Origin of the sequence: Halonotius sp. GCM10025705 (assembly GCF_042662885.1) — an archaeon.
Taxonomy (GTDB): domain Archaea; phylum Halobacteriota; class Halobacteria; order Halobacteriales; family Haloferacaceae; genus Halonotius; species Halonotius aquaticus.
This window is the reverse complement of sequence record NZ_JBHSZD010000001.1, coordinates 2,076,962-2,097,956: the sequence shown is the minus strand read 5'-3', so window position 1 is coordinate 2,097,956 and position 20,995 is coordinate 2,076,962. Positions and strand designations below refer to the sequence as shown.

22 protein-coding genes, 1 tRNA gene and 5 pseudogenes are annotated in these 20,995 nt (G+C 62.1%); 16 read left to right on the top strand and 12 right to left on the bottom strand.

The genetic code is table 11. The features are described from left to right. Positions 1-116: 116 nt before the first annotated feature. From ACFQJB_RS11725 to ACFQJB_RS11715, 3 genes are all read left to right on the top strand, one after another. The gene (locus ACFQJB_RS11725; RefSeq protein ID WP_379727535.1) at positions 117-923 is read left to right on the top strand and encodes a glycerophosphodiester phosphodiesterase; all 807 of its coding nucleotides are present in this window, start codon (positions 117-119) and stop codon (positions 921-923) included. Positions 924-1,024: 101 nt separating this feature from the next. Further along, positions 1,025-1,765 carry a bacteriorhodopsin gene (locus ACFQJB_RS11720; RefSeq protein WP_379727532.1) on the top strand — a complete coding sequence of 247 codons (741 nt, stop codon included), beginning with the start codon at positions 1,025-1,027 and terminating at the stop codon, positions 1,763-1,765. 86 nt (positions 1,766-1,851) lie between these two features. Next, entirely contained in the window at positions 1,852-2,556 is a 705-nt protein-coding gene (locus tag ACFQJB_RS11715) for a V-type ATP synthase subunit D (protein ID WP_379727529.1), read from the top strand. A 647-nt stretch (positions 2,557-3,203) separates the two neighbouring features. Here ACFQJB_RS11715 and azf read toward each other — a convergent pair. After that, on the bottom strand, positions 3,204-3,998 hold the full coding sequence (gene azf, locus ACFQJB_RS11710; protein WP_379727525.1) for an NAD-dependent glucose-6-phosphate dehydrogenase Azf: 795 nt from the start codon (positions 3,996-3,998) through the stop codon (positions 3,204-3,206). Positions 3,999-4,142: 144 nt separating this feature from the next. On the opposite strand from azf, the gene ACFQJB_RS11705 reads away from it, so the two are divergent. Further along, complete coding sequence (locus ACFQJB_RS11705) at positions 4,143-4,493, top strand: dihydroneopterin aldolase family protein (protein WP_379727522.1); 351 nt, start codon at positions 4,143-4,145, stop codon at positions 4,491-4,493. Positions 4,494-4,564: 71 nt separating this feature from the next. Beyond that, positions 4,565-4,986 (top strand): annotated as a pseudogene (locus ACFQJB_RS11700) (DUF5790 family protein). Positions 4,987-5,016: 30 nt separating this feature from the next. Here the strand turns inward: ACFQJB_RS11700 and ACFQJB_RS11695 are convergent. The 4 genes and pseudogenes from ACFQJB_RS11695 to thiE form a co-directional block, all read right to left on the bottom strand. Then, positions 5,017-5,744 (bottom strand): annotated as a pseudogene (locus ACFQJB_RS11695) (creatininase family protein). Positions 5,745-5,787: 43 nt separating this feature from the next. Further along, the gene (locus ACFQJB_RS11690) at positions 5,788-6,771 is read right to left on the bottom strand and encodes an aminopeptidase (RefSeq protein ID WP_379727519.1); all 984 of its coding nucleotides are present in this window, start codon (positions 6,769-6,771) and stop codon (positions 5,788-5,790) included. 59 nt (positions 6,772-6,830) lie between these two features. Next, positions 6,831-7,667 carry a hydroxyethylthiazole kinase gene (thiM, locus tag ACFQJB_RS11685; protein ID WP_379727516.1) on the bottom strand — a complete coding sequence of 279 codons (837 nt, stop codon included), beginning with the start codon at positions 7,665-7,667 and terminating at the stop codon, positions 6,831-6,833. After that, a pseudogene (gene thiE / locus ACFQJB_RS11680) lies at positions 7,660-8,327 on the bottom strand (thiamine phosphate synthase). The gene thiM and the pseudogene thiE overlap by 8 nt, the downstream one beginning before the upstream one ends. A 113-nt stretch (positions 8,328-8,440) precedes the next feature. On the opposite strand from thiE, the pseudogene ACFQJB_RS11675 reads away from it, so the two are divergent. Continuing rightward, a pseudogene (locus tag ACFQJB_RS11675) lies at positions 8,441-9,855 on the top strand (MATE family efflux transporter). Between the two features lie 10 nt (positions 9,856-9,865). On the opposite strand, the gene ACFQJB_RS11670 reads toward ACFQJB_RS11675, so the two are convergent. From ACFQJB_RS11670 to ACFQJB_RS11655, 4 genes are all read right to left on the bottom strand, one after another. Continuing rightward, positions 9,866-10,294: a type II toxin-antitoxin system VapC family toxin gene (locus tag ACFQJB_RS11670; RefSeq protein WP_379727513.1), complete on the bottom strand. Its 429-nt coding sequence runs from the start codon at positions 10,292-10,294 to the stop codon at positions 9,866-9,868. Then, entirely contained in the window at positions 10,294-10,539 is a 246-nt protein-coding gene (locus ACFQJB_RS11665) for an AbrB/MazE/SpoVT family DNA-binding domain-containing protein (protein ID WP_379727510.1), read from the bottom strand. Before ACFQJB_RS11665 ends, ACFQJB_RS11670 begins: the two co-directional genes overlap by 1 nt. A gap of 74 nt (positions 10,540-10,613) precedes the next feature. Further along, complete coding sequence (locus ACFQJB_RS11660) at positions 10,614-11,018, bottom strand: DUF1648 domain-containing protein (protein ID WP_379727507.1); 405 nt, start codon at positions 11,016-11,018, stop codon at positions 10,614-10,616. Positions 11,019-11,076: 58 nt separating this feature from the next. Further along, positions 11,077-11,403 carry a hypothetical protein gene (locus tag ACFQJB_RS11655; RefSeq protein WP_379727504.1) on the bottom strand — a complete coding sequence of 109 codons (327 nt, stop codon included), beginning with the start codon at positions 11,401-11,403 and terminating at the stop codon, positions 11,077-11,079. Between the two features lie 106 nt (positions 11,404-11,509). Between ACFQJB_RS11655 and ACFQJB_RS11650 the strand changes: the two genes are divergently transcribed. The 3 genes from ACFQJB_RS11650 to ACFQJB_RS11640 all read left to right on the top strand — a co-directional run bounded on the left by ACFQJB_RS11650 (position 11,510) and on the right by ACFQJB_RS11640 (position 13,663). Continuing rightward, positions 11,510-12,070, top strand: coding sequence for a hypothetical protein (locus tag ACFQJB_RS11650; RefSeq protein ID WP_379727501.1), 561 nt, complete (start codon positions 11,510-11,512; stop codon positions 12,068-12,070). A gap of 130 nt (positions 12,071-12,200) precedes the next feature. Beyond that, on the top strand, positions 12,201-13,025 hold the full coding sequence (locus ACFQJB_RS11645) for a hypothetical protein (protein ID WP_379727499.1): 825 nt from the start codon (positions 12,201-12,203) through the stop codon (positions 13,023-13,025). Between the two features lie 2 nt (positions 13,026-13,027). Then, positions 13,028-13,663 (top strand): PH domain-containing protein, encoded by a 636-nt coding sequence (locus ACFQJB_RS11640; protein ID WP_379727496.1) that lies wholly within the window; start codon positions 13,028-13,030, stop codon positions 13,661-13,663. A gap of 182 nt (positions 13,664-13,845) precedes the next feature. On the opposite strand, the gene gatA is transcribed toward ACFQJB_RS11640, so the two are convergent. Next, a complete protein-coding gene (gatA, locus tag ACFQJB_RS11635) occupies positions 13,846-15,147 on the bottom strand; it encodes an Asp-tRNA(Asn)/Glu-tRNA(Gln) amidotransferase subunit GatA (protein ID WP_379727493.1) in 1,302 nt (433 codons plus the stop codon). Beyond that, positions 15,144-15,422 carry an Asp-tRNA(Asn)/Glu-tRNA(Gln) amidotransferase subunit GatC gene (gatC, locus tag ACFQJB_RS11630; protein WP_120103727.1) on the bottom strand — a complete coding sequence of 93 codons (279 nt, stop codon included), beginning with the start codon at positions 15,420-15,422 and terminating at the stop codon, positions 15,144-15,146. The genes gatA and gatC overlap by 4 nt, the downstream gene beginning before the upstream one ends. A 312-nt stretch (positions 15,423-15,734) precedes the next feature. Between gatC and ACFQJB_RS11625 the strand changes: the two genes are divergently transcribed. The 6 genes and pseudogenes from ACFQJB_RS11625 (at position 15,735) to ACFQJB_RS11600 (ending at position 19,783) form a co-directional block, all read left to right on the top strand. After that, entirely contained in the window at positions 15,735-16,724 is a 990-nt protein-coding gene (locus tag ACFQJB_RS11625; RefSeq protein ID WP_120103726.1) for a transcription initiation factor IIB, read from the top strand. A gap of 59 nt (positions 16,725-16,783) precedes the next feature. Next, the gene (locus ACFQJB_RS11620) at positions 16,784-17,257 is read left to right on the top strand and encodes an NUDIX hydrolase (RefSeq protein WP_120103725.1); all 474 of its coding nucleotides are present in this window, start codon (positions 16,784-16,786) and stop codon (positions 17,255-17,257) included. Between the two features lie 8 nt (positions 17,258-17,265). Continuing rightward, on the top strand, positions 17,266-17,685 hold the full coding sequence (locus ACFQJB_RS11615) for a gamma-glutamylcyclotransferase family protein (protein WP_379727489.1): 420 nt from the start codon (positions 17,266-17,268) through the stop codon (positions 17,683-17,685). 271 nt (positions 17,686-17,956) lie between these two features. After that, a pseudogene (ilvA, locus tag ACFQJB_RS11610) lies at positions 17,957-19,167 on the top strand (threonine ammonia-lyase). Between the two features lie 38 nt (positions 19,168-19,205). After that, positions 19,206-19,592: a Rid family detoxifying hydrolase gene (locus ACFQJB_RS11605; RefSeq protein WP_379727486.1), complete on the top strand. Its 387-nt coding sequence runs from the start codon at positions 19,206-19,208 to the stop codon at positions 19,590-19,592. Beyond that, positions 19,589-19,783 (top strand): hypothetical protein, encoded by a 195-nt coding sequence (locus tag ACFQJB_RS11600; RefSeq protein WP_379727483.1) that lies wholly within the window; start codon positions 19,589-19,591, stop codon positions 19,781-19,783. The genes ACFQJB_RS11605 and ACFQJB_RS11600 overlap by 4 nt, the downstream gene beginning before the upstream one ends. On the opposite strand, the gene ACFQJB_RS11595 is transcribed toward ACFQJB_RS11600, so the two are convergent. Next, the gene (locus ACFQJB_RS11595; RefSeq protein ID WP_379727480.1) at positions 19,780-20,565 is read right to left on the bottom strand and encodes an alpha/beta fold hydrolase; all 786 of its coding nucleotides are present in this window, start codon (positions 20,563-20,565) and stop codon (positions 19,780-19,782) included. The genes ACFQJB_RS11600 and ACFQJB_RS11595 overlap by 4 nt on opposite strands. Positions 20,566-20,740: 175 nt before the next feature. Here ACFQJB_RS11595 and ACFQJB_RS11590 point away from each other — a divergent pair. After that, positions 20,741-20,821, top strand: a tRNA-Ser gene (locus ACFQJB_RS11590). The last annotated feature ends 174 nt before the right edge of the window (positions 20,822-20,995 follow it).

Here is a 20,995-nt window from a genome sequence, read left to right as displayed (position 1 = left end):
GTGTGGCGTAAAATAGCATCTATCCGGGCGCACGCGACGCCGCTGTCGCCGTCGACCCTGCCACCACGCGGACTGACACCCACCAACTTAGGACGGCCCCCACCAACCTGCTCCCAATGGGTCGCACATACCCACACGTCATCGCCCACCGCGGCTACGCCGCCGACAACGCTGAAAACACGGTCGCCGCGATGCGTGCAGCCGCCAGCGACGACCGCACTGACGCCATCGAGATCGACGCCCGGGCGACCAGCGACGACCGCGTGATCGTCTTCCATGACGACGACCTTTCGCGGTTGACCGACGCGCCGCCGGCCGTCAGCGACACGCCGGTTTGGGAGCTTTCCTACGACGGGATCAGCGGGTACACTATCGGCGACAGCGACGAGCCGATCCCCTTACTGACCGAGGTATTGGCAGCGATCCCCGACTCGGTGGGAGTCAACCTCGAACTCAAACACCCCGGATGCGGGGGACTCCAGTTTGGCGAAGTCGATGACGACGACGCTCGCAGCGCCGCTGGCGACCGCTGGCGACCGTTCGTTACACGCGCGCTTGCTGTTGCGATCGACACCGACCACGACCTGCTCGTCTCGTCGTTCTACGAGGGCGCGCTGGCGGCGACCCGTGCAGTCGATCCTGCGGTTCCCGTCGCGCCGCTCGTCGCCGACGACGTGGAGAGCGGGATCGATCTCGCTGACCGCTACGATGCCGCAGCGATCCACCCGCCGCTGGATGCGCTCCTCGACGAATCGGGTACGACGACCGCCGCTGGCGACCAGTTGCTCGACCGTGCGCACACTGCCGACCGTCGAATCAACGCTTGGACGGTGACGACCCAACAGGAGGCCCACGCGCTCGCTCAGGCCGGTGTCGACGGCCTCATCGCTGAGTCACCACATGTTGTTTCGGGAGATAGCTGATCACCGGTTGCTGGTGGCGGTTTCGAGGTCGGTGATCCGAGGTTCCCTAACCAGTCTGGTAAGCAGTTTTTACCATTTCCGCCCCTAACTACGTATGGATTATGGCAGCACCAGTAACACCAGGCAGCGAGCAGATTTGGCTGTGGATCGGCACAATAGGGATGGCCCTCGGACTCCTGTACTTCCTTGGCCGGGGGTGGGGCGTGAAAGACACGAAGCTCAAACAGTTCTATGCGATCAACATCTTCGTTACGACCATCGCATTCAGCATGTACTTCGCGATGGCAACCGGCTTCGGGTTGACCGAGGTCGAACTGGTAGACGGCACCGTGCTTGACATCTACTGGGCACGGTATACTGACTGGCTGTTTACCACACCGTTGCTCCTGTTAGACCTTGCGTTGCTCGCCAATGCTGACCGAGAGACGATCTACACGTTGATCGGCCTCGACGTGTTCATGATCGCCACCGGTCTCATTGGCGCCTTCGCACAGGAAGCGATCTGGCGGATCGTCTGGTGGGGTATCAGCACCGGTGCCCTGCTCGTCCTCCTGTACGTGCTCGTCGGCACACTCAGCGCCGCCGCGGCAAACCAGTCCGATGCGGCCCGCAGCCTGACGAACACGTTGAAGAACCTCCTGATCGTGCTGTGGTTGGCCTACCCGGTTGTCTGGATCCTCGGCACCGAAGGGACGCTCGGCTTCATCCCGCTGTACACCGAGACGGCCGCCTTCATGGTGCTTGACCTCACCGCGAAGGTCGGCTACGGCGCGTACCTCCTGCAGAACCACGACATCCTGAAATCCGTCGGTGGCGGCGCAAGCGCTCAGCCTGCCGACTAATCGGGACTGTCGACACCCACCCGCGGCTCATTTTTTCGACCGAACTGAAAAGATTAACACCGTGGCCGCCAACAGTCCGGTAAGCGATGGCTGAGGACGTTAAACCGACACGGAAGAACCTGATGGCGATCGAAGATCGCATCGAGCTCTCCGAGCGTGGCCACGATACGCTCGAACAGAAGCGCGACGGGCTGATCATGGAGTTCATGGATATCCTCGATCAGGCCCAAGACGTACGCAGCGACCTCAACGAGGATTACGAGACCGCTCAGCGGAAGCTCAACATGGCGCGAGCGATGGAAGGCGACGTGGCGGTTCGCGGCGCGGCCGCCGCGCTCAAGGAACACCCCGAGATCACGATCCAATCGAAGAATATCATGGGTGTCGTCGTCCCACAGATCGAATCCTCGAAGGTGAAGAAGTCCCTCGATGAGCGCGGCTACGGGCTGCTCGGCTCCTCGGCCCGCATCGACGAGGCCGCCGACGCCTACGAGGAACTACTGGAGACGATTATCCTCGCCGCGGAGGTCGAAACGGCGATGAAAAAGATGCTGACGGAGATCGAAACGACAAAACGCCGCGTCAACGCCCTTGAGTTCAAACTCCTCCCGGATCTCTACACCAACCAAGAGTACATCGAACAGAAGCTCGAAGAACAGGAGCGCGAAGAGATCTTCCGGATGAAGAAAATCAAAGAAAAGAAGGAAGAAGCCGAAGCCGAGGAAGCAGCGGCCGCGGAAGCCGCCGCCGCAGAAGCAGCCGACGCCGACGCTGTCGCCGTCGACGAGTAGGGCGATCGACCTCCTCAGCCGATATCTTTATTACATCCAACCCACAATTATCTGGTACCGTCTGGTGTCTCGGTTCTCAGTGTTGAACATGGTACGCCTGACTGTTGACACCAGACGGCTACTCTTGCCTGCACACCCTACCTGACCGATTTCTTTCCGGGCTTTTTGATTCGCGCTGGCAGTCACCGTCCAGTAGTCACTTCTGGGAGTTCCGTGTCGATGCTGGCCGACTGCTTGGACAGTTGGGCGTGTGTCGAACCGCAAGCGCCGTTCACCCTCGATGAGATGGCCGGATCGGCTGATTGAATTATCAGAGTTGATTCTAAGGCCAGTATTTTTATTAGCTATCTCCCGGTTATGTACAGATACCGTCTGTGAATGGTGGTATCACTGCAGACGGGTACCATGTTCAACACTGAGAATCGAGGCACCACTCAGCCTTGATTCGCTGACCCCCTAAACCCCCTACCCATTATTCGAACGCTGACACAGCACGTGTCAGCGACAGGTGTGGCAACGAACAGTTCGCGTGGCTAGTCGGTGTACTGCTGGTTTCCAGCCGGCTGACTACCGATTTTAGATCACATCATCACTCCTGCTTCGGTGTGGCGGGTTCGCCTGTGCCTGTCTGCCCTCGACGTGGTAGGTTAGGCTTCGGATTCGTCTTTCGGCGTGCCGTCGAGGTGGTACTCCGCGGAGTTGTCTGTCGGCTCATAGTCGAGCACGCGTCGGGTGTTCTCGATAGAATAGTATTTACGGTCGTTATCGGAGATGCCGTACACGATCTCGAAGCCGTAGTCGGCGATGATACTGCGTTCGAAGAGGTGGGCACAATCTCGGTAGGACAGCCACATCGCCTGGCCGCGCTCGTAGTTGCGCGGCGGATGGCCCTCGGTGAGGTTGCCGATCCGGACACAGACCACCGAAAGATCGTGTTCGTCGTGGTAGTACTGTCCCAGGGTTTCGCCGGCAGCCTTTGAGACGCCATAGAGGTTGCTGGGTCGCTGGAGTTCGGTTCCGTCAAGCGTGAAATCGTCGTGGGTGCGGTAGAGATCGGGTTTCTTTGCTTCGGTTTCGTAGTTGCCGACCGCGTGATTCGAGGAGGCGAAGGCGACCTTTTCGACGCCGAGATCGACGGCGGTCTGGAGTACCGACTGTGTACCGTCGATGTTGTTGTGGAGGACGCTTTCCCACGGGGCGTTCGGTCGCGGGTCGCCGGCGAGGTGGATGATGACCTCACAGCCCTCGGCGGCGTTGCGCACCGCCTCCCGGTTGGTCACGTCGGCGACGTAGACGTCGCTGTTGTCCACCCCATCGGGGAGTTTCGCCGCCGGAAGCGGCTCACGATCCAACAGCCGCCAGTCGTAGTCGGCGCCGATATGCCGGAGGATGGCCTGCCCGACACGACCGCCGGCCCCAGTCAGCAGCACAGATCGCGCCATTCATTCGGCAAAGGGAGGACGACGCGTAAGTAACGCGCGGTTCCGTGCCGATTTCATGGTAGTTGTTAGCGTTTACGCCCCGGTCGGTGGTGTCGCCCCTCACCGAGTCGACACGCCTTAGCCGCCGCCAACCGTGGTTGCTGTATGCCGCCCGCCACCGAACAGGCCTGTTTTGAGGCCGGTATCAAATTTGGCTCGCTGTACCACCAGTTTGCCGGCACGCCGGTTAGCCCCGACAGCACCCGAAGCTTAGAGACGGCGATGGCTGAGGCCATCGAGAACCAACCGTTTTGCGAGTCGGTCACCGTCGCCATCGACGACGACCGGGTCGCCGACGCCATCGACCACGACAGCGGCTACACCGAACTTACGGGGAGTCTGATGACCGTTGAGATGCAAATCCAGTATGAGGGCGTGACCGCACAGACTCGTATGGAGATGGAGGATGGCTACCCACTGATGAAGTTGGTCGCCGTCGACGAAGCCGGCGAATGAGCCGACAGCACGGCTGATTTCACTTTCACTTTCGGGCTCGTTTTTAACCGCCCCCGCGCCTAGCATCAACTATGAGTCAAGCTACCTTCGATGACGACGAGCTGTTCGGCGAGGCCGCTGCGGAGACCCGCGAGGATGTCGAACAGCACCTGTCGGCGGCCCGCGGGGCCCTGCCGACGGCCGACGATATCTGGGAGACCGACGCCGACAACGTCCTCGGCGTGCTCAACGGGTTGAAATCCGCCCTCGATGTCGGCGAGGCCCCGGAGCACCTCCGCCAGGCGAAAAAGTGGTACACCCTCGGCGAACGCGCCGATGCCTTCGAGGACGCCGAGGATCTGGAGGCCGACATCGAGGCCGTCGAGGAACTGTTGGAAACAATTGAGGCCGCCCACGACGACGTCGGTGAACTCACCGGCACCGTCCCGCGCTCCGGAGTTCGCTCCAGGACGCCCACGATGATGCGGACGGCGATGCCAGCGACGACGACTAAGCCGGCATCGAACGTTGTTGGTCTGCGTCGTTAGTTTTCTCTGTTGTCAACAGCGTCAAGCAGGTCGGCAAGTGCCTCGCCGCTGCGGGCAAGGAGTTGCTCGCCGAGTTCGGCTGTCGCCCCGGTTGGATCGCCGACGACACCGTTGTCAGTGAACTCGTCGCTGTCGTGGGCGAGGTTGACGCCGGCGACCCACTCGCCCCACCCTCGCTGGCGCCCTCGCGGGCGGCATCTATTTTGTCTTCGCGGATCGCCTCGTCGTCGATGTGAGAGAGGAGGCTGGTTTCGACGGGGCCAGCGTGGCCCATCGCTTCGTCGGTATCGATGCTGTCGAACCAGGTGAAGGCGACCACGTAGGCGTCGTCCTCGCGTGAGATAACCCCGGTTACCTCCCGGAGTGCGTCGGTGTTGCCGCCGTGGCCGTTGACGATGACGACGCGGTTGAAGCCGTGATGGGCGAGGCTGGCGACGGTCTCCCGGACGTACGCCCGAAATGTCTCGGGGCTGACCCACAGCGTCCCATCGAAGGCGCGGTGTTCGGCGGCGATTCCGACCGGGATCGTTGGCGCGACCGGCACGTCCACGCCGGTTCGCTCGCGGTAGGTCTCAACACCAGCCTCGGCGACGGCGGCGGCAGTTTTGGCGTCGGTGCCGAGCGGGGCGTGGGGGCCGTGCTGTTCGGTACTCCCGGCCGGGAGCACCGCGAGGTCGCTCTCGCAGTCGCGGATATCGGGCCACGTGGCCTCCGAAAGCTGCATACTGGCTGTGTGGCCCGGTGGTTCTTGAACGCCCCGCTCGCTTTCAGGCCGGCAACTCGATTTCTTCGCCGTCGGCGTAGACCGTCGGCTCCCGGAGGATGCCGTCGAGATGCAGCGGCGCGTCGGTTTCCCCGCCGATGGCGGCGTTGTCGCCGATCGCGAGGTGGACAGTACCGGCGGCTTTCTCGTCGAGCAGCACCGAGCCGACGAGTTCGTCGACGCCGACGTTGGTACCGATCCCCAACTCCGCGAGATTGTAGGCGTCGCGGCCCACCTCTTCGGCGGCGGTTTCGATCTGGCTTCGGATCGCGTCGTCGCTGATCTCGGTCACATAGCCGTCTTCGACTTCGAAGGTGAGCTGTTGGTCGTCGTCGAGCAGCCCATGGGGTCGCATCGTCCCGTCGACAACGTAGGTGCCGGTCGCACTCTCGGGGCTCACGAAGATCTCGCCAGCCGGGAGATTGGAAAAGCCGCCGTCGTCGTGGACGATCCCGGTGTCGAGCAGCCACTCGCGGTCGCCGATCTCGACGGTGATGTCGGTGCCCTGCGGGCTGGTCACCCGGATCTCGTCGGCATCTTTGACCTGTTCGTGGAGGGTCTCGCTGTGAGCTTCGATCGCCTCGTAGTCGGCATCGAGGCCGGTGACGAAGACCGATTCTGTGATCCCCGGGAGGGTCGCTCCGCGGGCACCGTTCTCGCAGGCGTCGCCGCGAGCGCGGGTGTGGCTGATGCTTTTCGTCGTTGGGGCGAGAAACACGTCGGCTGCGTTGAGGGCGGCGGCGACGGGTTCGGGTGGCTCCGCGCCGTGTTGAGGGCCAGGTGGGTAGCGGACGATCACCGGGTCGTCGGTGATCGCGCTGGCTTCGGCATAGAGGGTCTCGCCGATTCGCTCTCGTTTGTCGTCGGTGACGATCAGGCAGGTCTCCTCGCTCCTGAGGTTGAGACATTGGGTGAGGGCAGTCTTGGCGGCCTCACGGAGGTCGGCGTCGCTCGGTTCGGTGTCGCCTGTCGCGTCGGCGGTGGGCATACATTCGTTTGCCGCTGCCGGGGGTTAGCCCTTACTCTGGTTGGCGTGTGATCCTTGGCTTACGCAATCCGCTCAACTCGCTCGTCGAGGTCGACGTCGAGGTCGCTGGCGGTCTCTGGTGTGAGATTCCAGATCGCATCGAGCAGGTTCGTGTGGTAGCTTGCTGGTCCGCTGTACTCGTCGTCGGCTGCGCGCTCGCCGACGAGCCCGAAGGCCAGCGTCGCGTGCAGTGCAGCGGTCAGCGTGTCGTCGACGCCGCCACAGAACGTGGCGACCGTGCCGCCGAGGATACAGCCTGTGCCGACGACTTCGCCCATCATCTCGTGGCCGGCCGCAACGCGGTAGGCGGCGTCAGCGGTGGCGACGATGTCGGTTTCGCCGGAGGCGACGACAACAGTGTCGGCGGAGTCGGCGACCGCCTGTGCCGTCTGTTCGATCTCGTCGTACTCGCCGACGGATTCGACGCCTTTGACCTCGGCTTCCGCGCCAGCGAGAGCGGTGATCTCGCCGTAGTTGCCCTTGATCGCTGCGAAATCGACATCCGCGAGCAGTCGCTCGACGAGTTCGTTTCGGGTCGGCGTTGACCCCATCCCAACCGGGTCGAGGATGACCGGCACGCCGAGTTCGTTGGCCGCGAGTCCGGTCTCATAGATCGCCTCGCTGAGCGAGTCGTTCACCTGTCCGGTGTTGAGCAGCACTGCGCTCGCGCCGTGGGCCATCTCCGGGCCGTCGTTCGGCCCGTCGGCCATCACCGGCAGCGCGCCCCAGTGGAGGGTGCTGTTGGCCACGTCGTTGATCGTCACCCGGTTGGTGAGGTGTTGGATCAGTGGTTCAGTTTCCCGCAGACTCGTCAGCGACTCGGCAAGCGCGGCCGGCGACACAGCCGCGTCAGTCATCTGCGGCCACCTCCGCTTTTTCGGCCGTGTTGTCGACCGCTTCGCGCAGCGCGCGGGTGACGGCCGCCGGATCGTCGGCGGCGGTGATCGCGCTGATGACCGCTACGCCACTCGCGCCGGCTTGGATCGGGCCGCCCGCGTTCTCCGGGGTGATGCCGCCGATGGCAACGACCGGGATCGTCACCGCTTCGACGATCTTGGCGAGCTGGTCGACGCCGAGGCCGTCGTCGGCCGTTTCGGCGTCCGGCTTCGAGTCGGTGCCGTAGACCGCGCCGACACCGAGATAGTCCGCGCCGCTGATCGCCGCGAGCCGGGCCTCCGAGACCGTCGACACCGAGACGCCGATCGTCGCCTCCGGGCCAAGGATCTCCCGGGCCGTCGACACCGGGGGTCGGATTGGCCGAGGTGAACGCCGTCGGCACCGACCGCGTAGGCGATATCGATCCGGTCGTTGACGATGAGATCGACGCCAGCGTCGCTTGTCAGCTCGCGGAGTCGCTCACCGAGTTCGATCCGGTGTTGCGCCGAGGTGTCTTTCTCGCGGAGCTGGACGGCGTCGATGCCGCCATCGATGGCCGCCTCGACGATAGTTTCCGTCGACCGGCCCGCAGAAAGGGACTGCTGTGTGACGAGGTAGGTGCGCCACTGATCGGGAGTCATGGGTGTGATTACCCCGTGATCGGTAAGCGGCTTACGGTCTTTCGGCCGGTCTCTCCATCGGCCCCGCAGTGAAAGCAATAGACGCAAACCGACCGCTCCCAAACTGGTGTTGAATGGTCGACCTCTCCCGTCCGTTCGCCGTCCTCGCCGCGCTGTTGGCCCGGCTGGGGATCATCGAGCGCGACCGCTTGACGGCGACGGTCGATCTCGCCTGGCCGCGGGTGATCACCGGCTTTGCCATCATGTCGAAACAGACCGCCGACCTTGCGATGGTCGGCTCGGTGTTGGGCGCGCCAGCGGTCGCCGGGCTGGCGTTTGCCGGCGCGTACTGGACGGTCGGGAAGTTCGTTGCCATCGGCCTTGCCGGTGGGACGGTCGGGTTAGTCTCCCAGAACTACGGCGGCGGTGAGTCCGCTCGCGCCGCGCTGTTGGTCAAACAGAGTGTCTGGGTCGCCCTCGCGTTGGCGATCCCGGTCGTTGCTGGCTTCGTCCTCTTTGCCGATCCACTCATCGCCCTCCTGAGCAACGACGCTGCGGCGGTTGGCTACGGCACCACGTATCTCGGGATCGTTGCGCCCGCACTCGCCTTCGAGTTTCTGAACATGATCGCCAGCCGCACCTACGCCGGCGTCAGCGACACGTTCACGCCGATGGTGGTGCGGGCCGGCGGCGCGGTGTTGAACGTCGTCCTCAGCGGGACGCTGATCTTCGGCTTCGGCTGGGGTGTCGCCGGCGCGGCGGTCGGCACCGCGGTGGCGACAGGGGTGGTCACCCTGGTGTTCTCGTGGGGCATGTTTGGCCGCGAGTACTTTGGTCGCGGTGCCAGCCCGGTCGCGCTCTCGCTGGCTGGCCCGCAGTTCGACCGCGAGCTTCTGGGGCAGCTGCTCCGGGTGTCGACGCCGCTGATCGCCCGGCGGGTCTCACAGGGGCTTGCTACCTTTCCGCTGTTGGCGATCACCGCCAGTTTCGGCTCGGCGACGGTGGCCGCCCTCGAAGTCGGCCGCCGGGTACGTAACATCGCCAACAGCACCAGCTGGGGACTTTCGATCGCCTCCAGCACACTCGTCGGACAGGAACTCGGCGCGGGCGAGGAGGAGAGGCGACGGCCTACGGCACCCAGATTATCACGCTCGCCGCCGTTGTCCACCTGCTGGTCGCCGCTGTCGTCATCCTGCTGGCCGAGCCGATAGCGACCCTCTTCGTTGACGATCCGGCGGCGGTGGCGTTGTCGGCGACATTTATCGCCGTTTCGGCGGTGAGCCTCGTCGCCATGGGCGTCGATGGTTCGGCAACGGGCGCGCTGCGTGGGGCTGGCGACACGCGGATTCCGTTTTACGCGTCGCTGATCGGGCTTTACGTCTTCACCCTGCCGGTAGCGTATCTCGGGACGGTGACGGCACTCGGCGAGACCGCGCTGTACGTCGCGTTGGTGCTTGAAACTGGGGTGCCGGCGGCGGTGACGCTGTGGCGGTTCCGGACTGGGAAGTGGCGGGCGGTGAGTCGGGACTATCGGCCGGGTGAGGCATAAGCGAGAAGCGTTACGAGAAGGGGTTGGTCGCTGTCGACAGCCGCGTGATGTCGGTCACGGCGTCGAAATCGTCGTCGAACGAGTAGATGTATTCGATGTCGGTACGCTGCATGTGTGCCACGAGAACCGCATCGACGAAGGAGAGTTCACTGTACTGGCGGAAAATCGGTTGTGCGGCGTTGAAATCGGCCTGTGCGACGTGTGTGAGTTCGAACCGCGCGCCGGCAATGAGTCGGTCGAGTAGCTGGGTCGCCGCATCCGAGCCGAGTTTCGTGGTGGCAATGTTCAGTGTCTCCGCGACGACGTAGTTCGTGACGATAGCGTTGGGAAGTTCACCGTGGTCGATCCCACGGACGATTTCGCTGGCGCGGTCGTGGTACTCGTCGCGGGCACTCGCGCTGGCGAAGAGTACGTTCGTATCGATCAGCGCGACCGCCATCACTCGGCCCCGAACTCGCGTTCGGCCTCGACGGCGTTCGTTTCCCCGGCGTCGACGGGTTCGAAATCATCGAACACGCCCTCGCGCTGGTGGACGACCTCGACCGAAAGCTCATCCTCCTCGTCGGCCGTCCAGCGGAGCTTGTCGCCCGGCTCGATCCCGAGCTGGCGACGAAGATCAGCCGGAATCGTGACCATTCCCCGATCGCTCACTTTCGTTTCTGCGGTACCGTCTCCGGCTGCCATATGCGTGAATACCGGCGCGACAGACATACATGTTTCTCCACATGTGTCGTCGCAGCCCCCAGCAGGCGGGACACTCACCGCGTGCTCGTCCGCAACACGTACCAGACCAGCCCCGCAGCCAGCACTAACACGGGCAGCGTGGCGAGGGTGACGTTGAACCGGTAGCCGAGATTCCACACGAGCACCAGCGTCTCGACCCACGCGAAGACGACGCCGACAAAGAGGACAGCGGGGGTTTCGCCGCCCGGTGTGCTCGTCAGCGAGTCGGGCAGCAGGCGAACGGCGACAACCGTGGCGATGCCGAACAGCGGCAGCCCCAGCGTCGCCAGCGGTTTCGCAACCGCGTTGTCCGGGGTGCCGGCAGCGTTCCAGTGGATCGCCATCTCGGCGGGGAGGCTATTCCAGACGATCAACGCGGCGACTGCCGGGATCGCCATCAGGCCGACAGCCAGCAGGTCGAATCGGCGGGCGGGGTTCATGTTTGAGGGGTTCGCCAGATCCGTCTTATTGGTGCTGGATTCGACGGCGCGGCGGCGATCAGGCCGCCGCAAGCGGCCCGTACCGGCTGCCGAACCCGTACGCGAGCACCGCCAGCGCGCTCAGCGTGAGCCCGGCGAGGAGCACCGTGGCAAGAAGCTGCACCGGGGTCACCACGAGCATGGGGTCGCGCCCGAACTGCAGCAGGCGGAGCAAACCCGCATCGTCGGCAGCGACGGCAACCGAGCCGCCGATGCTGCTGACAGCAACGAATCCGATCCAGCCAGCCTGCATGCGTGTCGACAGCCCGCGGCGATGTGTGTCGACGGCGACAACCGTCGTCGCCACCAGTCCCACCGCGAGGTTGAGGAGGGCAAGAACGACCATACCGGCTTGTTGACAGCGAGGCTGATAAAACGATATCGGCTGTTTTAGCGGGTGCGATGTTCTGTGTGGGTGTCATTTTTATCTTATCGCTGTGAGTGCTGTTGGCATGGGATCCGATACCGACGACTGGTACGACACGCGCTGGGGACGGATCTTCTACTGGACGGTGCTGTCGGCGACGCTGCTGGCGGTCATCATCTCGGCGAGCAGCGTCGGGATCGCCATGCAGATTCCGGCGACCGTCTACCTGTTCGGCTTTCTCGGAGCCGCCGTCTACACGTGTGCCAACTTCGCCAAACAGTTCGAGCGAGCGGGTCGCTACCGGCTGAAAATCCTGAGCCGGACGGTCGCCGTGTTGCCGCTGTCGGCTGGTGTCTTTCTGCTGGCCGGCGTGTTCGTCGATCCGCCCGGTTCGACGGCGACGCTGGGCGAGTCAGGGCTGCGTTCGACCGAGCGGCTCGTCGGTGGGCTGGTGTTCGTCGCTGGCATCTACGTCAGCACGACGCTCAAAGCGCTGGACGCCTTCGCTAAACGGACGCTTGGCTATCGCGGACACCAAGTGGATCGGGAGGTGTCACAGGACGACGACGCAGGAACAAGCAGTAACACCGTTACACAAGCTGACAGTAACGAAGTGCGAGATACAGAGCAGGGATACAGCAATTAGAGCTGACTTGGAGTAATCAGACATTTTCCGCCTTCATTTGACATTGAGTCAGATAGTAATCAAGGATATTAGTATGAGACTTGTTTCAAGATGACAATACTTATCAAAATTTAATTGTACTATTATTCATATGCGTAACAGTATGTCTATTACCCGTAGAAGATTTTGTGCAGCAGGCGCATTGACTTTGTCTTCACCGGCTATTATCGGGAGTGCTTCGGCACAGAGTGGAGTTGAAGTTGTGGCCACAGTTCGTTCTGAGGTTGAAACAGATGTTTCAGGGGTAGAGTTCCAACTGCAAAATATAGTGAACGAGGACATTCATCCCAGAACGTTAGTTGACACTTCTGGAGAAATAACTTTCAACCTACCAGAAACAGGCTCGTATAGGGTTACTGCTTTCGATACTACTGAAAAATATAATAAAATACCTGTAGTTTACTCATTTGAAAATGTGAATATCAACGAGAGTGGAAATATCGGTGAGTTCGTGATTCCTGAAGCATATGAAACAGATATACGCTTTATCGATGAAGAGGGCAGTCCTGTTGAAGATCTTCCAGTCCAGTTTCGAGCTGAAAATGGTACTGGCCCCAAGCCGGGTGAGTATTTCACTACCGATTCAGACGGCTATACAAAATACGAACGCTCAAATGAACGCGGCGTTGAATTAGTTAGTCCAACAGACGTGGAAATACAGTCATTTGGAGAACGACCACAAAAAATACAGACTGTTTTCGTTACTGAACCTACTGAATTTGAATTCAAATTATCGAACCCAGAACAGTATACAAATAGTGCCTCAAGTGGTTCGGGTGCATCTGGTCAACGCGGTTTATTTTCAAACAATCCGTCTGGGGGAGGCGGAGCATTGTCGAATCCAACAAACCTCACGACGCTCGGATTTCTGCTGTCAGTAGGTGGAATAGCGTATCAGTTAGTGGGAGGACGTTAACAATGGCACGAGGGCGACCTGCCATTTGGAGTGCGCTATTTGGCGTATTTTTCCTTTCCAGTGGAGCGTATGCCTATTTCGGACAACATAATGCCCCACAGGGAATCGGGGTACCGTTTATGTTATTTGGCACATTCATAATTGCTGTCGGGATTTATATTGAGTATGTTGCAGCACCGGATGAACCAGAGATGGACGAAAATGAGAAAATCATTGATACCAGGAGCCCTGTACAGCGAGCTGCAATTGCAAAAATGGGTATTGGGTCGGTTTTACTCGGTATTTTCATATATTTGATTCTATTCACACTTCTACCCTACATATATCCTATCGCCGCACTTATTCCCGGATTGTACCTCTTCTCTACTGGACTATTTGCCTACTGGACTAATACACTCACCACATATTACATTACAACCCAGCGGTTCATCAAGGAATATCGTTTCATATCTCTTGTCAGACAGGAACTGCGACTGGATAAAGTTCGTGGCGTTGAAGAGCGGAAATCAATCTGGGAAGCCCTTGTTGGCCTCGGAAACGTGCAAGTTTCTTCAGGCGGAGGGCGAGCACTCCAAGTCAAAGCCAAAAATATATTTAAATCAACAACGTTCGCTGACGAAATCCGAGAGTTGTTGTAATCTTTCCGTTTTTCAAGTAATAATTTTTAAGAGTCTATTCCGAACAATGTGACGACGATTTTTATATGAAATTGATATGAGATAAACGATTTAAAACACAAAATATTCCCTTCTATCCTGAAAAAGCTGAAATAAATAATAACTAGCCACAACAAATGCCGGCTTCCATAGCTACTGTCTACTCAGTCCTCAACCGCACTCGCCGCCCGGATGATCGTCTCCTCGCCGAATTTCGGGCCGATGAGTTGGCAGCCGACCGGCAGGCTGTCCACGTCGCCAGCAGGCACCGAGATCGCCGGCAGATTGGCGAGATTGACGGGGACGGTGTTGGCATCCATCAGGTAGAGTTGGAGCGGGTCGTCGAGGCTCTCGCCGAGTTTCGGCGGCACCACGGGCATCGTCGGCGACGCCAGCACGTCCACGTCCTCGAAGGCGTCGTCGAAGTCCTGTTTCACCCACGCTCGGGCGTCCTGGGCCTTCTTGTAGTACTTGTCGTGATAGCCCGCCGAGAGCGCGTAGGTGCCGAGGAGGATTCGGCGTTTGACCTCCGGACCGAAGCCTTCCTCGCGGACGGCGGCGAACTGCTCGTTCCAGTTGCCCTCGCTGTCGGTCGCGGGGCCGTAGCGAACGCCGTCGAAGCGCGCGAGGTTCGAGGAGGCCTCCGACATGGCGATCACGTAGTAGGCCTGGACGGCGTGTTCCAGCGAGTCCAGCGAGACCTCGGTGATCTCAGCGCCTTGGGCTTCGAGATCGTCCAGCGAGGCCTCGAAGGTCTCGACCACGTCGTCGTCCGCACCCTCGATCAGGTCGGTGATGACGCCGACTGTGAGCCCCTCGACATCGCCGTCGGCGGCGGCGGCATACTCGGAGTCAGCACCGCCGTCGTTGGTCGTCGCGTCGTTCGGGTCAGGGCCCGAAATCACATCGAGTAGGAGGGCGGCGTCCTCGACGGTGTTGGCCAGCGGGCCGACCTGTTCGAGGCTGTTGGCGTAGGCGACGATGCCGTAGCGGGAAACGAGCCCGTAGGTCGGTTTGATGCCGACGACACCGCAGAAGGCGGCGGGGTTGCGCACGGAGCCGCCGGTGTCGCTGCCGAGCGCGAGGTCGGCTTCGCCGGCGGCGACGGCCGCGGCCGAGCCACCGGAGGAGCCACCGGGCACGCGGTCGGGCGCGGCGGGGTTTTCGGTCGCGCCGAACGCTGAGGTTTCGGTGGTGCCGCCCATGGCGAACTCGTCCATGTTGGCCTTGCCGACCATCGTGGCTCCCGCCTCCAGCACGCGGTCGACGACGGTGGCGTTGTACGGCGGGACGTAGTCCTCGAGCATGGCTGACCCGCAGGTCGTCCGGACGCCGTCGGTCGACATGTTGTCCTTGATCGCGATGGTACGGCCGGCCAGCGGGCCGTCGTCGTTGCCCTCGATGGTCGCTTCGGTGACGAAGGCGTTGTGGGCGTCGTCGCCGGCGTCGGTGTGATCGCTGCTCATGAGACGCTCGGCCCCTTGAAGAAGCCGTCCTCGGTTTCGGGGGCGTTCTGAAGGGCTTCGTCCTGTGAGAGCCCCTCCTCGACCTCGTCGGCTCGCATCACGTTGACCAACTCGGGGTCGCTGTCGACCTCGGGCACCTCATCGAGGGCCGCGAAGTAATCGAGGATGTCGGCGAACTGCGCGGCGAACTCGTCGGCGTCGGCGTCGTCGAGATCGACCCGCGCGAGGTCGGCGACGTGTTGTACCTCGTCGGCGTCGACGGGCGAATCGCTCATACGCGCCCCGAATCACGGCCTGAGAGTAAGGGTTTCGTTTCCCGGGTCACCCCGGTGTCGCTGCCAGTTGGGAATCCCCGTCTCGTCTCAATGGGTTGTCGTTTTCACCCCTCACGAACAGCCGGGCTATCGGGCGAATTGACCCGCCTGTGAGCGGCACATCCATAACGATTCTTCACCCGCTCTCGTCTAACAGTTTTCATAGCAAATTTGGCTGCAATTATAGGGTATTATTAAGTTGTTTCAGCCCGTGTCTATTGATGCACAAAACGGGTGTGATACCGCGATCTCTCACACCGTTTCATCCATATCATGAGCGACAACGTTCGTACGTTTACCGACGAGCACACCCGGAGCCACAACCGGTCACCCCAGCAGACGGAGTCGACTGACACCGACGAGACCCTCCGCTGTCCGGAGTGCGACGGCCAACTGGCAACCGACACCGAACACGGCGAAACGGTCTGTCGTGACTGCGGACTCGTCGTCGAGGAAGACGAGATCGACCACGGCCCCGAGTGGCGCGCCTTCGACAGCAACGAGAAGGATCAGAAATCCCGCGTCGGCGCGCCGACGACGAACATGATGCACGACAAGGGGTTGTCAACCAACATCGGCTGGCAGGATAAAGACGCCTACGGCAAGTCGCTGTCCTCGCGGCAACGCCAGAAGATGCAGCGGCTCCGCACCTGGAACGAGCGGTTCCGCACACGGGACAGCAAGGAGCGCAACCTGAAACAGGCCCTCGGCGAGATCGACCGTATGGCAAGCGCCCTCGGGCTGCCCGATGCTGTTCGGGAGACCGCCTCGGTCATCTATCGCCGGGCCCTCGATGAGGATCTCTTGCCCGGCCGCTCGATCGAGGGCGTTTCGACGGCGGCCCTCTATGCGGCGGCTCGACAGGCTGGCACCCCGCGCAGCCTTGATGAGCTCACGGCTGTCTCCAGAGTCGACAAAGACGAGATCGCCCGCACCTACCGCTACGTCGCCCGCGAACTCAACCTCGAAATCAAGCCGGCTGACCCTGAACAGTACGTCCCGCGCTTTGCCTCGGATCTGACACTCTCCGATGAGGCCGAGCGTCGGGCCCGCGAACTGTTGTCGACGGCGAAAGCACAGGGCGTTCACAGCGGGAAATCCCCGGTCGGTCTCGCCGCGGCGGCGATCTACGCCGCCTCGCTGCTGACCAACCAGAAGGTTACCCAAAACCAGGTCAGCGAGGTCGCCAACATCTCCGAGGTCACGATCCGTAACCGCTACCACGAACTGCTTGAAGCCGACGAACAGCAGTCCGTCGCCTGACGACGCCCGTTTTTGCTCGCTTTCGCAACCGCAAAGCCGCCGGCCCGCAAGCGATAGCCATGGAGACGACACGCCATTTCACCTCGACCGTCTACATCGTCAACGACGGCGCGACCGCACTGCATCGGCATGCCGGCCTTGGGATCCGCATCCCACCCGGTGGTCATGTCGACCGCGACGAACTGCCCCACGAGGCGGGTCGCCGCGAAGTCCGCGAGGAAACCGGCCTCGATCCGACCCTCCACCGCGAGACCGCCGAACTGAACCCACCGGCCGGCGAGGTGTTGCCACAGCCGGCTCATATGCTGCTGTACGATATCAACACCCACCCTGACGGGACGGTCGGCCACCAGCATATCGATCACATCTATTTTGCAGCCGTTGAGCATCGTGAGATCGAGCCCCGAGACGGCGAAGCCCCCGCAGACCGCTGGGCGTGGTATACGCCGACAGCGCTCCGCAACAGCGATCTCGACCCCGACACGGTCGCCATCGGCTGTGAAGCCATCGAGACCATCGACAACGCTGTGTAGCCGCCACAATGGTCGCGTTGGTCTTCGTCTACGGCACGCTCACCGACGACGAGCAGGTTACGTCGCTGCTCGACAGCTACCGGTTTGTCGGCGCCGCCACCTGCGTTGGGCTCCGCCGCGTCGACGGCCGATATCCGACACTTGTCCCAGGCGACTCGGTCACCGGTCGGCTGCTCAAAACTGACGACATCGAGCGACTCGATCGGTACGAGGGCGTCGACAGCGGGCTCTACCACCGGGTGTCAGTCTCACTTGCGCCGTCGCTTGCGGCGACAGTGTCGACCCCGACAGCCAGCGTCTATCTCGGCGAACCGGCCGCGCTTGGCCTCGGCTCACTCGACCAGTACTGGCCCGGCACCGGCGCGTTTTCAGCGCGGGTCGAACGCTATCTCCCAGCGACTCAGATTGAACCTATCAATACAGAATAACAATTTCGAACTGCGGCCGACAGCCGTCTGACAGACGTCAGCAGTCGCCGCCTGCGTGCGGTTTTCACTTTCACCACGCATGCCGGATGTTTATATACCTCCGGGCCAAACGCTCAGTTGCGCGTCACACGCGTGCATTCCCCATCCCGTTTTTACACTCGTGAGTCACAACGACCTGCTGGTGGCGATGACGATCGATCTGGTTCCTTCTCCTGGCGACGCTATCACCAACACCGAAACCGATTAGCGCACGTCCCCACCAACGGGAGATATGCTCTCGCTTGCGGCGATACGTGCGGCCCGCGATCGCATCGCCGATGTGGCCCGCGTGACGCCGGTTCGCTACTCACACACCTTCTCGGAGCGAACCGGCGCGTCGGTACATCTCAAGCTGAAAACGTCCAGCGGACGGGCGCGTTCAAGATTCGGGGCGCGCTCAACCGGATTGCGACGCTTTCCGATGCTGAACAGGCCGCCGGCGTCGTCACCGCCAGCGCGGGCAATCACGCCCAGGGCGTCGCCTTGGCAGCGACCCGGGCCGGCGTCGATGCGACGATCGTCATGCCGGAACACGCGCCGATCTCGAAGGTCAAAGCGACCCGTGGGTATGGCGCCCGTGTCGTCCTCGACGGCGCCGACTACGCGGAGGCCCAAGCCCGCGCCCACGAGATCGAACGCGAGGAGGGCCGCACCTACGTTCACGCCTTCGATGACGAGATGGTGATGGCCGGTCAGGGCACGATCGGCCTCGAAATCCTCGAACAGCAACCCGACGTAGAGACCGTTGTCGTCCCCATCGGCGGGGGCGGCCTCATCTCCGGGATCGCCACCGCGATCACAAGCCAGCAACCGGACGTGCGGATCATCGGCGTCCAAGCAGAGGGTGCCTCCAGCGTCATCGATTCTCTTGAGGCTGGTGAGATCCGATCGCGAGACAGCGTCGACACCGTCGCCGACGGGATCGCCACCCGCTCGGTCGGCGAGCAACCCTTCGAGATCATCACAGAACGCGTCGACGAAGTTGTCACCGTCTCCGACGAGGAGATCGCCCTTGCGCTGACGCTGCTGCTTGAACGGAGCAAAACCGTCGTCGAGGGCGCGGGTGCGGTCGCGCTGTCGGCGCTGCTGGAAGGTCGCTTCGACTACGAGGAAGGCGAGGTAATCGTCCCCGCACTGTGTGGCGGCAACATCGACATGAACGTGTTGACAACGGTGATCTTGCGGGGGATGATCCAACTGGGGCGGTATCTGAAGATCCGCACTGTCCTGCCGGATCGCCCCGGCGCGTTGGAGTCGCTGATCGAGATCATCGCCGACAAAGGCGCTAATATCTACGAGATCCACCACGAACGCACCTCCCGGGAGGTCGGCATGAGCGACACCTCCGTCGAACTCGAACTCGAAACCCACGGCCCTGACCACGCCGCCGACCTGCTGGCGACACTTCGAGACGCAGGCTACACCGTTGACGTGCGGAAGTGAGGGGCGGATTTATTCGGCTCGACCGCCCACCCGAAGCTATGAAACGCACCATCAGTACCGACAACGCCCCCGAAGCCGTGGGTGCCTACAGCCAAGCGACGACCGACGGCTCGACGCTCTACACCGCTGGTCAGATCCCCCTCACGCCCGACGGCGACCTCCACGCCGACGCCGACATCGCCACCCAGACCGAACTCGCCCTCGATAACATCATAGCGATCCTCGCGGCTGAGGATCTCGCCGCCGAGCATATCCTCAAAACGACGGTCTTTCTGGCCGATATCGACGACTTCGGCGCAATGAACGAGACGTACGAGACGTACTTCGCTGCCGCCCCGCCGGCTCGTAGCGCGGTCGAGGCAGGCGCGCTCCCGAAGGGTGTCGGCGTCGAAATCGAGGCGGTGGCGACGTATCCGGAGGCGTGAGCCCGCGTCGTAAATCGAGTCTCCTGTGGGGGCTCGTCGGCGCGCTGCTGTTTCTCGTGCTCGCGCTGGGGTATCGCCTCGCGGGTGGCACGATGCCGGTCGGCGTCGGCGGTCTCGCTGTGATCGCGCTTGGCGTCGGTCTCGTTGTCACCGCGTCCGCGCCCGTCGTTGCGACACGCCTGCGCCGCTAATCGAAGCTGTCGACGACGCGGGACAGACAGCCTTCCTCGGGTTCGAAATACGAGTAGTGATCGGTGACGAGGTCGGTCACGTCGACATCGCGGTAGCCATCGGGCGCGGCTGCCGGGTCGTCGATGCCGACGCTGCCGACCGCCGTGGTGCGATCCGAGAGGCGGTAGACCCAGCCGAGCACGCGGTCGCGCCCGCTGTGGAAGTTGGTCATGGGCGCGTCGACCGCGGCGATGGCGTCGCCATACTCCCCATCGCGTTCGACGCTATCGCTCGGAATTGCACCGCCGAGCAGTGACACCGACGCAAGCGAGGTGGCCATCTCGCTCGTCTCCAATTCGGTCAGTGCCTCACAGACGACGCGCGCGCCCAGCGAGTAGCCGATCAGGTGGACGGGGCGGCCGTCCTCGGCGGCCCACTGTTTAAGCCAGTCGGCGAGCGGTTCGGCGTTCGCGTCGGCAACAGCCTTGGCGTCGGCCCATTCGCCATCAGAGTCCCAACTGTAGCCGGCGACCGGCGACGAGCGGTACTCCTCAAGGCCGACATCCAGCGTGTAGGTCTGATCGCGGGCGGCCTCCGGGTCGGTATCGAAGCCGTGGACAAACAGGAATAGTTCGTCGGCGTCAGCGAACGACCACTCGCCCTCGGTGGCGACTGTTGGTGTATTGCCGTCGTCGCCGAGTCGCCCGCGAGTGGTGAGCATCGGGTAGTCCTCGGGTGCGGTGTAGTCGGCGTGTTCGGCGTCCAGTTCGCTGAGGACGTAGGCCACGCCGCCGGTCAGCACGGTGAGTACACCGCCGGCACTGAGCAGGAGATTGCGTTTCGTGAGTCGGGGTCGCGTAGTGGAAGGTTGGTCGGCGATACGACGGCTACTGGTTCCGGGCGAAAGTAGTTGCTGGCCGGCGGTCGGAATAGCCGACCAACACGTTTAAAATCGGCAGCGGGGTAGAAGGGGACGAGCCAGGATGGCCGAGTGGTAAGGCGCACGCCTGGAAAGCGTGTTCCCTTTGGGATCCGGGGTTCAAATCCCTGTCCTGGCGTTTTTGCGACGAACAACACCGCCGAGCACTGTCTGTGCGAGGCTCCTCGTGAGTCGCAAACGACACACGACAGGATTTGAGCAGCGAGCGACCGTAGGGAGCGAGTGAGTTCAAATCCCTGTCCTGGCGTTTCTGACGGATCAGCACACACCAGCGGCGCGGACGTGGCGCGTA

Excerpts from the sequence above, each read along its gene's own strand:
- ACFQJB_RS11725 (WP_379727535.1), top strand. The coding sequence starts at position 117 with ATGGGTCGCACATACCCACACGTCATCGCCCACCGCGGCTACGCCGCC.
- ACFQJB_RS11720 (WP_379727532.1), top strand. The coding sequence starts at position 1,025 with ATGGCAGCACCAGTAACACCAGGCAGCGAGCAGATTTGGCTGTGGATC.
- ACFQJB_RS11715 (WP_379727529.1), top strand. The coding sequence starts at position 1,852 with ATGGCTGAGGACGTTAAACCGACACGGAAGAACCTGATGGCGATCGAA.
- azf (WP_379727525.1), bottom strand. The coding sequence starts at position 3,998 with ATGGCGCGATCTGTGCTGCTGACTGGGGCCGGCGGTCGTGTCGGGCAG.
- ACFQJB_RS11705 (WP_379727522.1), top strand. The coding sequence starts at position 4,143 with ATGCCGCCCGCCACCGAACAGGCCTGTTTTGAGGCCGGTATCAAATTT.
- ACFQJB_RS11690 (WP_379727519.1), bottom strand. The coding sequence starts at position 6,771 with ATGCCCACCGCCGACGCGACAGGCGACACCGAACCGAGCGACGCCGAC.
- thiM (WP_379727516.1), bottom strand. The coding sequence starts at position 7,667 with ATGACTGACGCGGCTGTGTCGCCGGCCGCGCTTGCCGAGTCGCTGACG.
- ACFQJB_RS11670 (WP_379727513.1), bottom strand. The coding sequence starts at position 10,294 with ATGGCGGTCGCGCTGATCGATACGAACGTACTCTTCGCCAGCGCGAGT.
- ACFQJB_RS11665 (WP_379727510.1), bottom strand. The coding sequence starts at position 10,539 with ATGGCAGCCGGAGACGGTACCGCAGAAACGAAAGTGAGCGATCGGGGA.
- ACFQJB_RS11660 (WP_379727507.1), bottom strand. The coding sequence starts at position 11,018 with ATGAACCCCGCCCGCCGATTCGACCTGCTGGCTGTCGGCCTGATGGCG.
- ACFQJB_RS11655 (WP_379727504.1), bottom strand. The coding sequence starts at position 11,403 with ATGGTCGTTCTTGCCCTCCTCAACCTCGCGGTGGGACTGGTGGCGACG.
- ACFQJB_RS11650 (WP_379727501.1), top strand. The coding sequence starts at position 11,510 with ATGGGATCCGATACCGACGACTGGTACGACACGCGCTGGGGACGGATC.
- ACFQJB_RS11645 (WP_379727499.1), top strand. The coding sequence starts at position 12,201 with ATGCGTAACAGTATGTCTATTACCCGTAGAAGATTTTGTGCAGCAGGC.
- ACFQJB_RS11640 (WP_379727496.1), top strand. The coding sequence starts at position 13,028 with ATGGCACGAGGGCGACCTGCCATTTGGAGTGCGCTATTTGGCGTATTT.
- gatA (WP_379727493.1), bottom strand. The coding sequence starts at position 15,147 with ATGAGCAGCGATCACACCGACGCCGGCGACGACGCCCACAACGCCTTC.
- gatC (WP_120103727.1), bottom strand. The coding sequence starts at position 15,422 with ATGAGCGATTCGCCCGTCGACGCCGACGAGGTACAACACGTCGCCGAC.
- ACFQJB_RS11625 (WP_120103726.1), top strand. The coding sequence starts at position 15,735 with ATGAGCGACAACGTTCGTACGTTTACCGACGAGCACACCCGGAGCCAC.
- ACFQJB_RS11620 (WP_120103725.1), top strand. The coding sequence starts at position 16,784 with ATGGAGACGACACGCCATTTCACCTCGACCGTCTACATCGTCAACGAC.
- ACFQJB_RS11615 (WP_379727489.1), top strand. The coding sequence starts at position 17,266 with ATGGTCGCGTTGGTCTTCGTCTACGGCACGCTCACCGACGACGAGCAG.
- ACFQJB_RS11605 (WP_379727486.1), top strand. The coding sequence starts at position 19,206 with ATGAAACGCACCATCAGTACCGACAACGCCCCCGAAGCCGTGGGTGCC.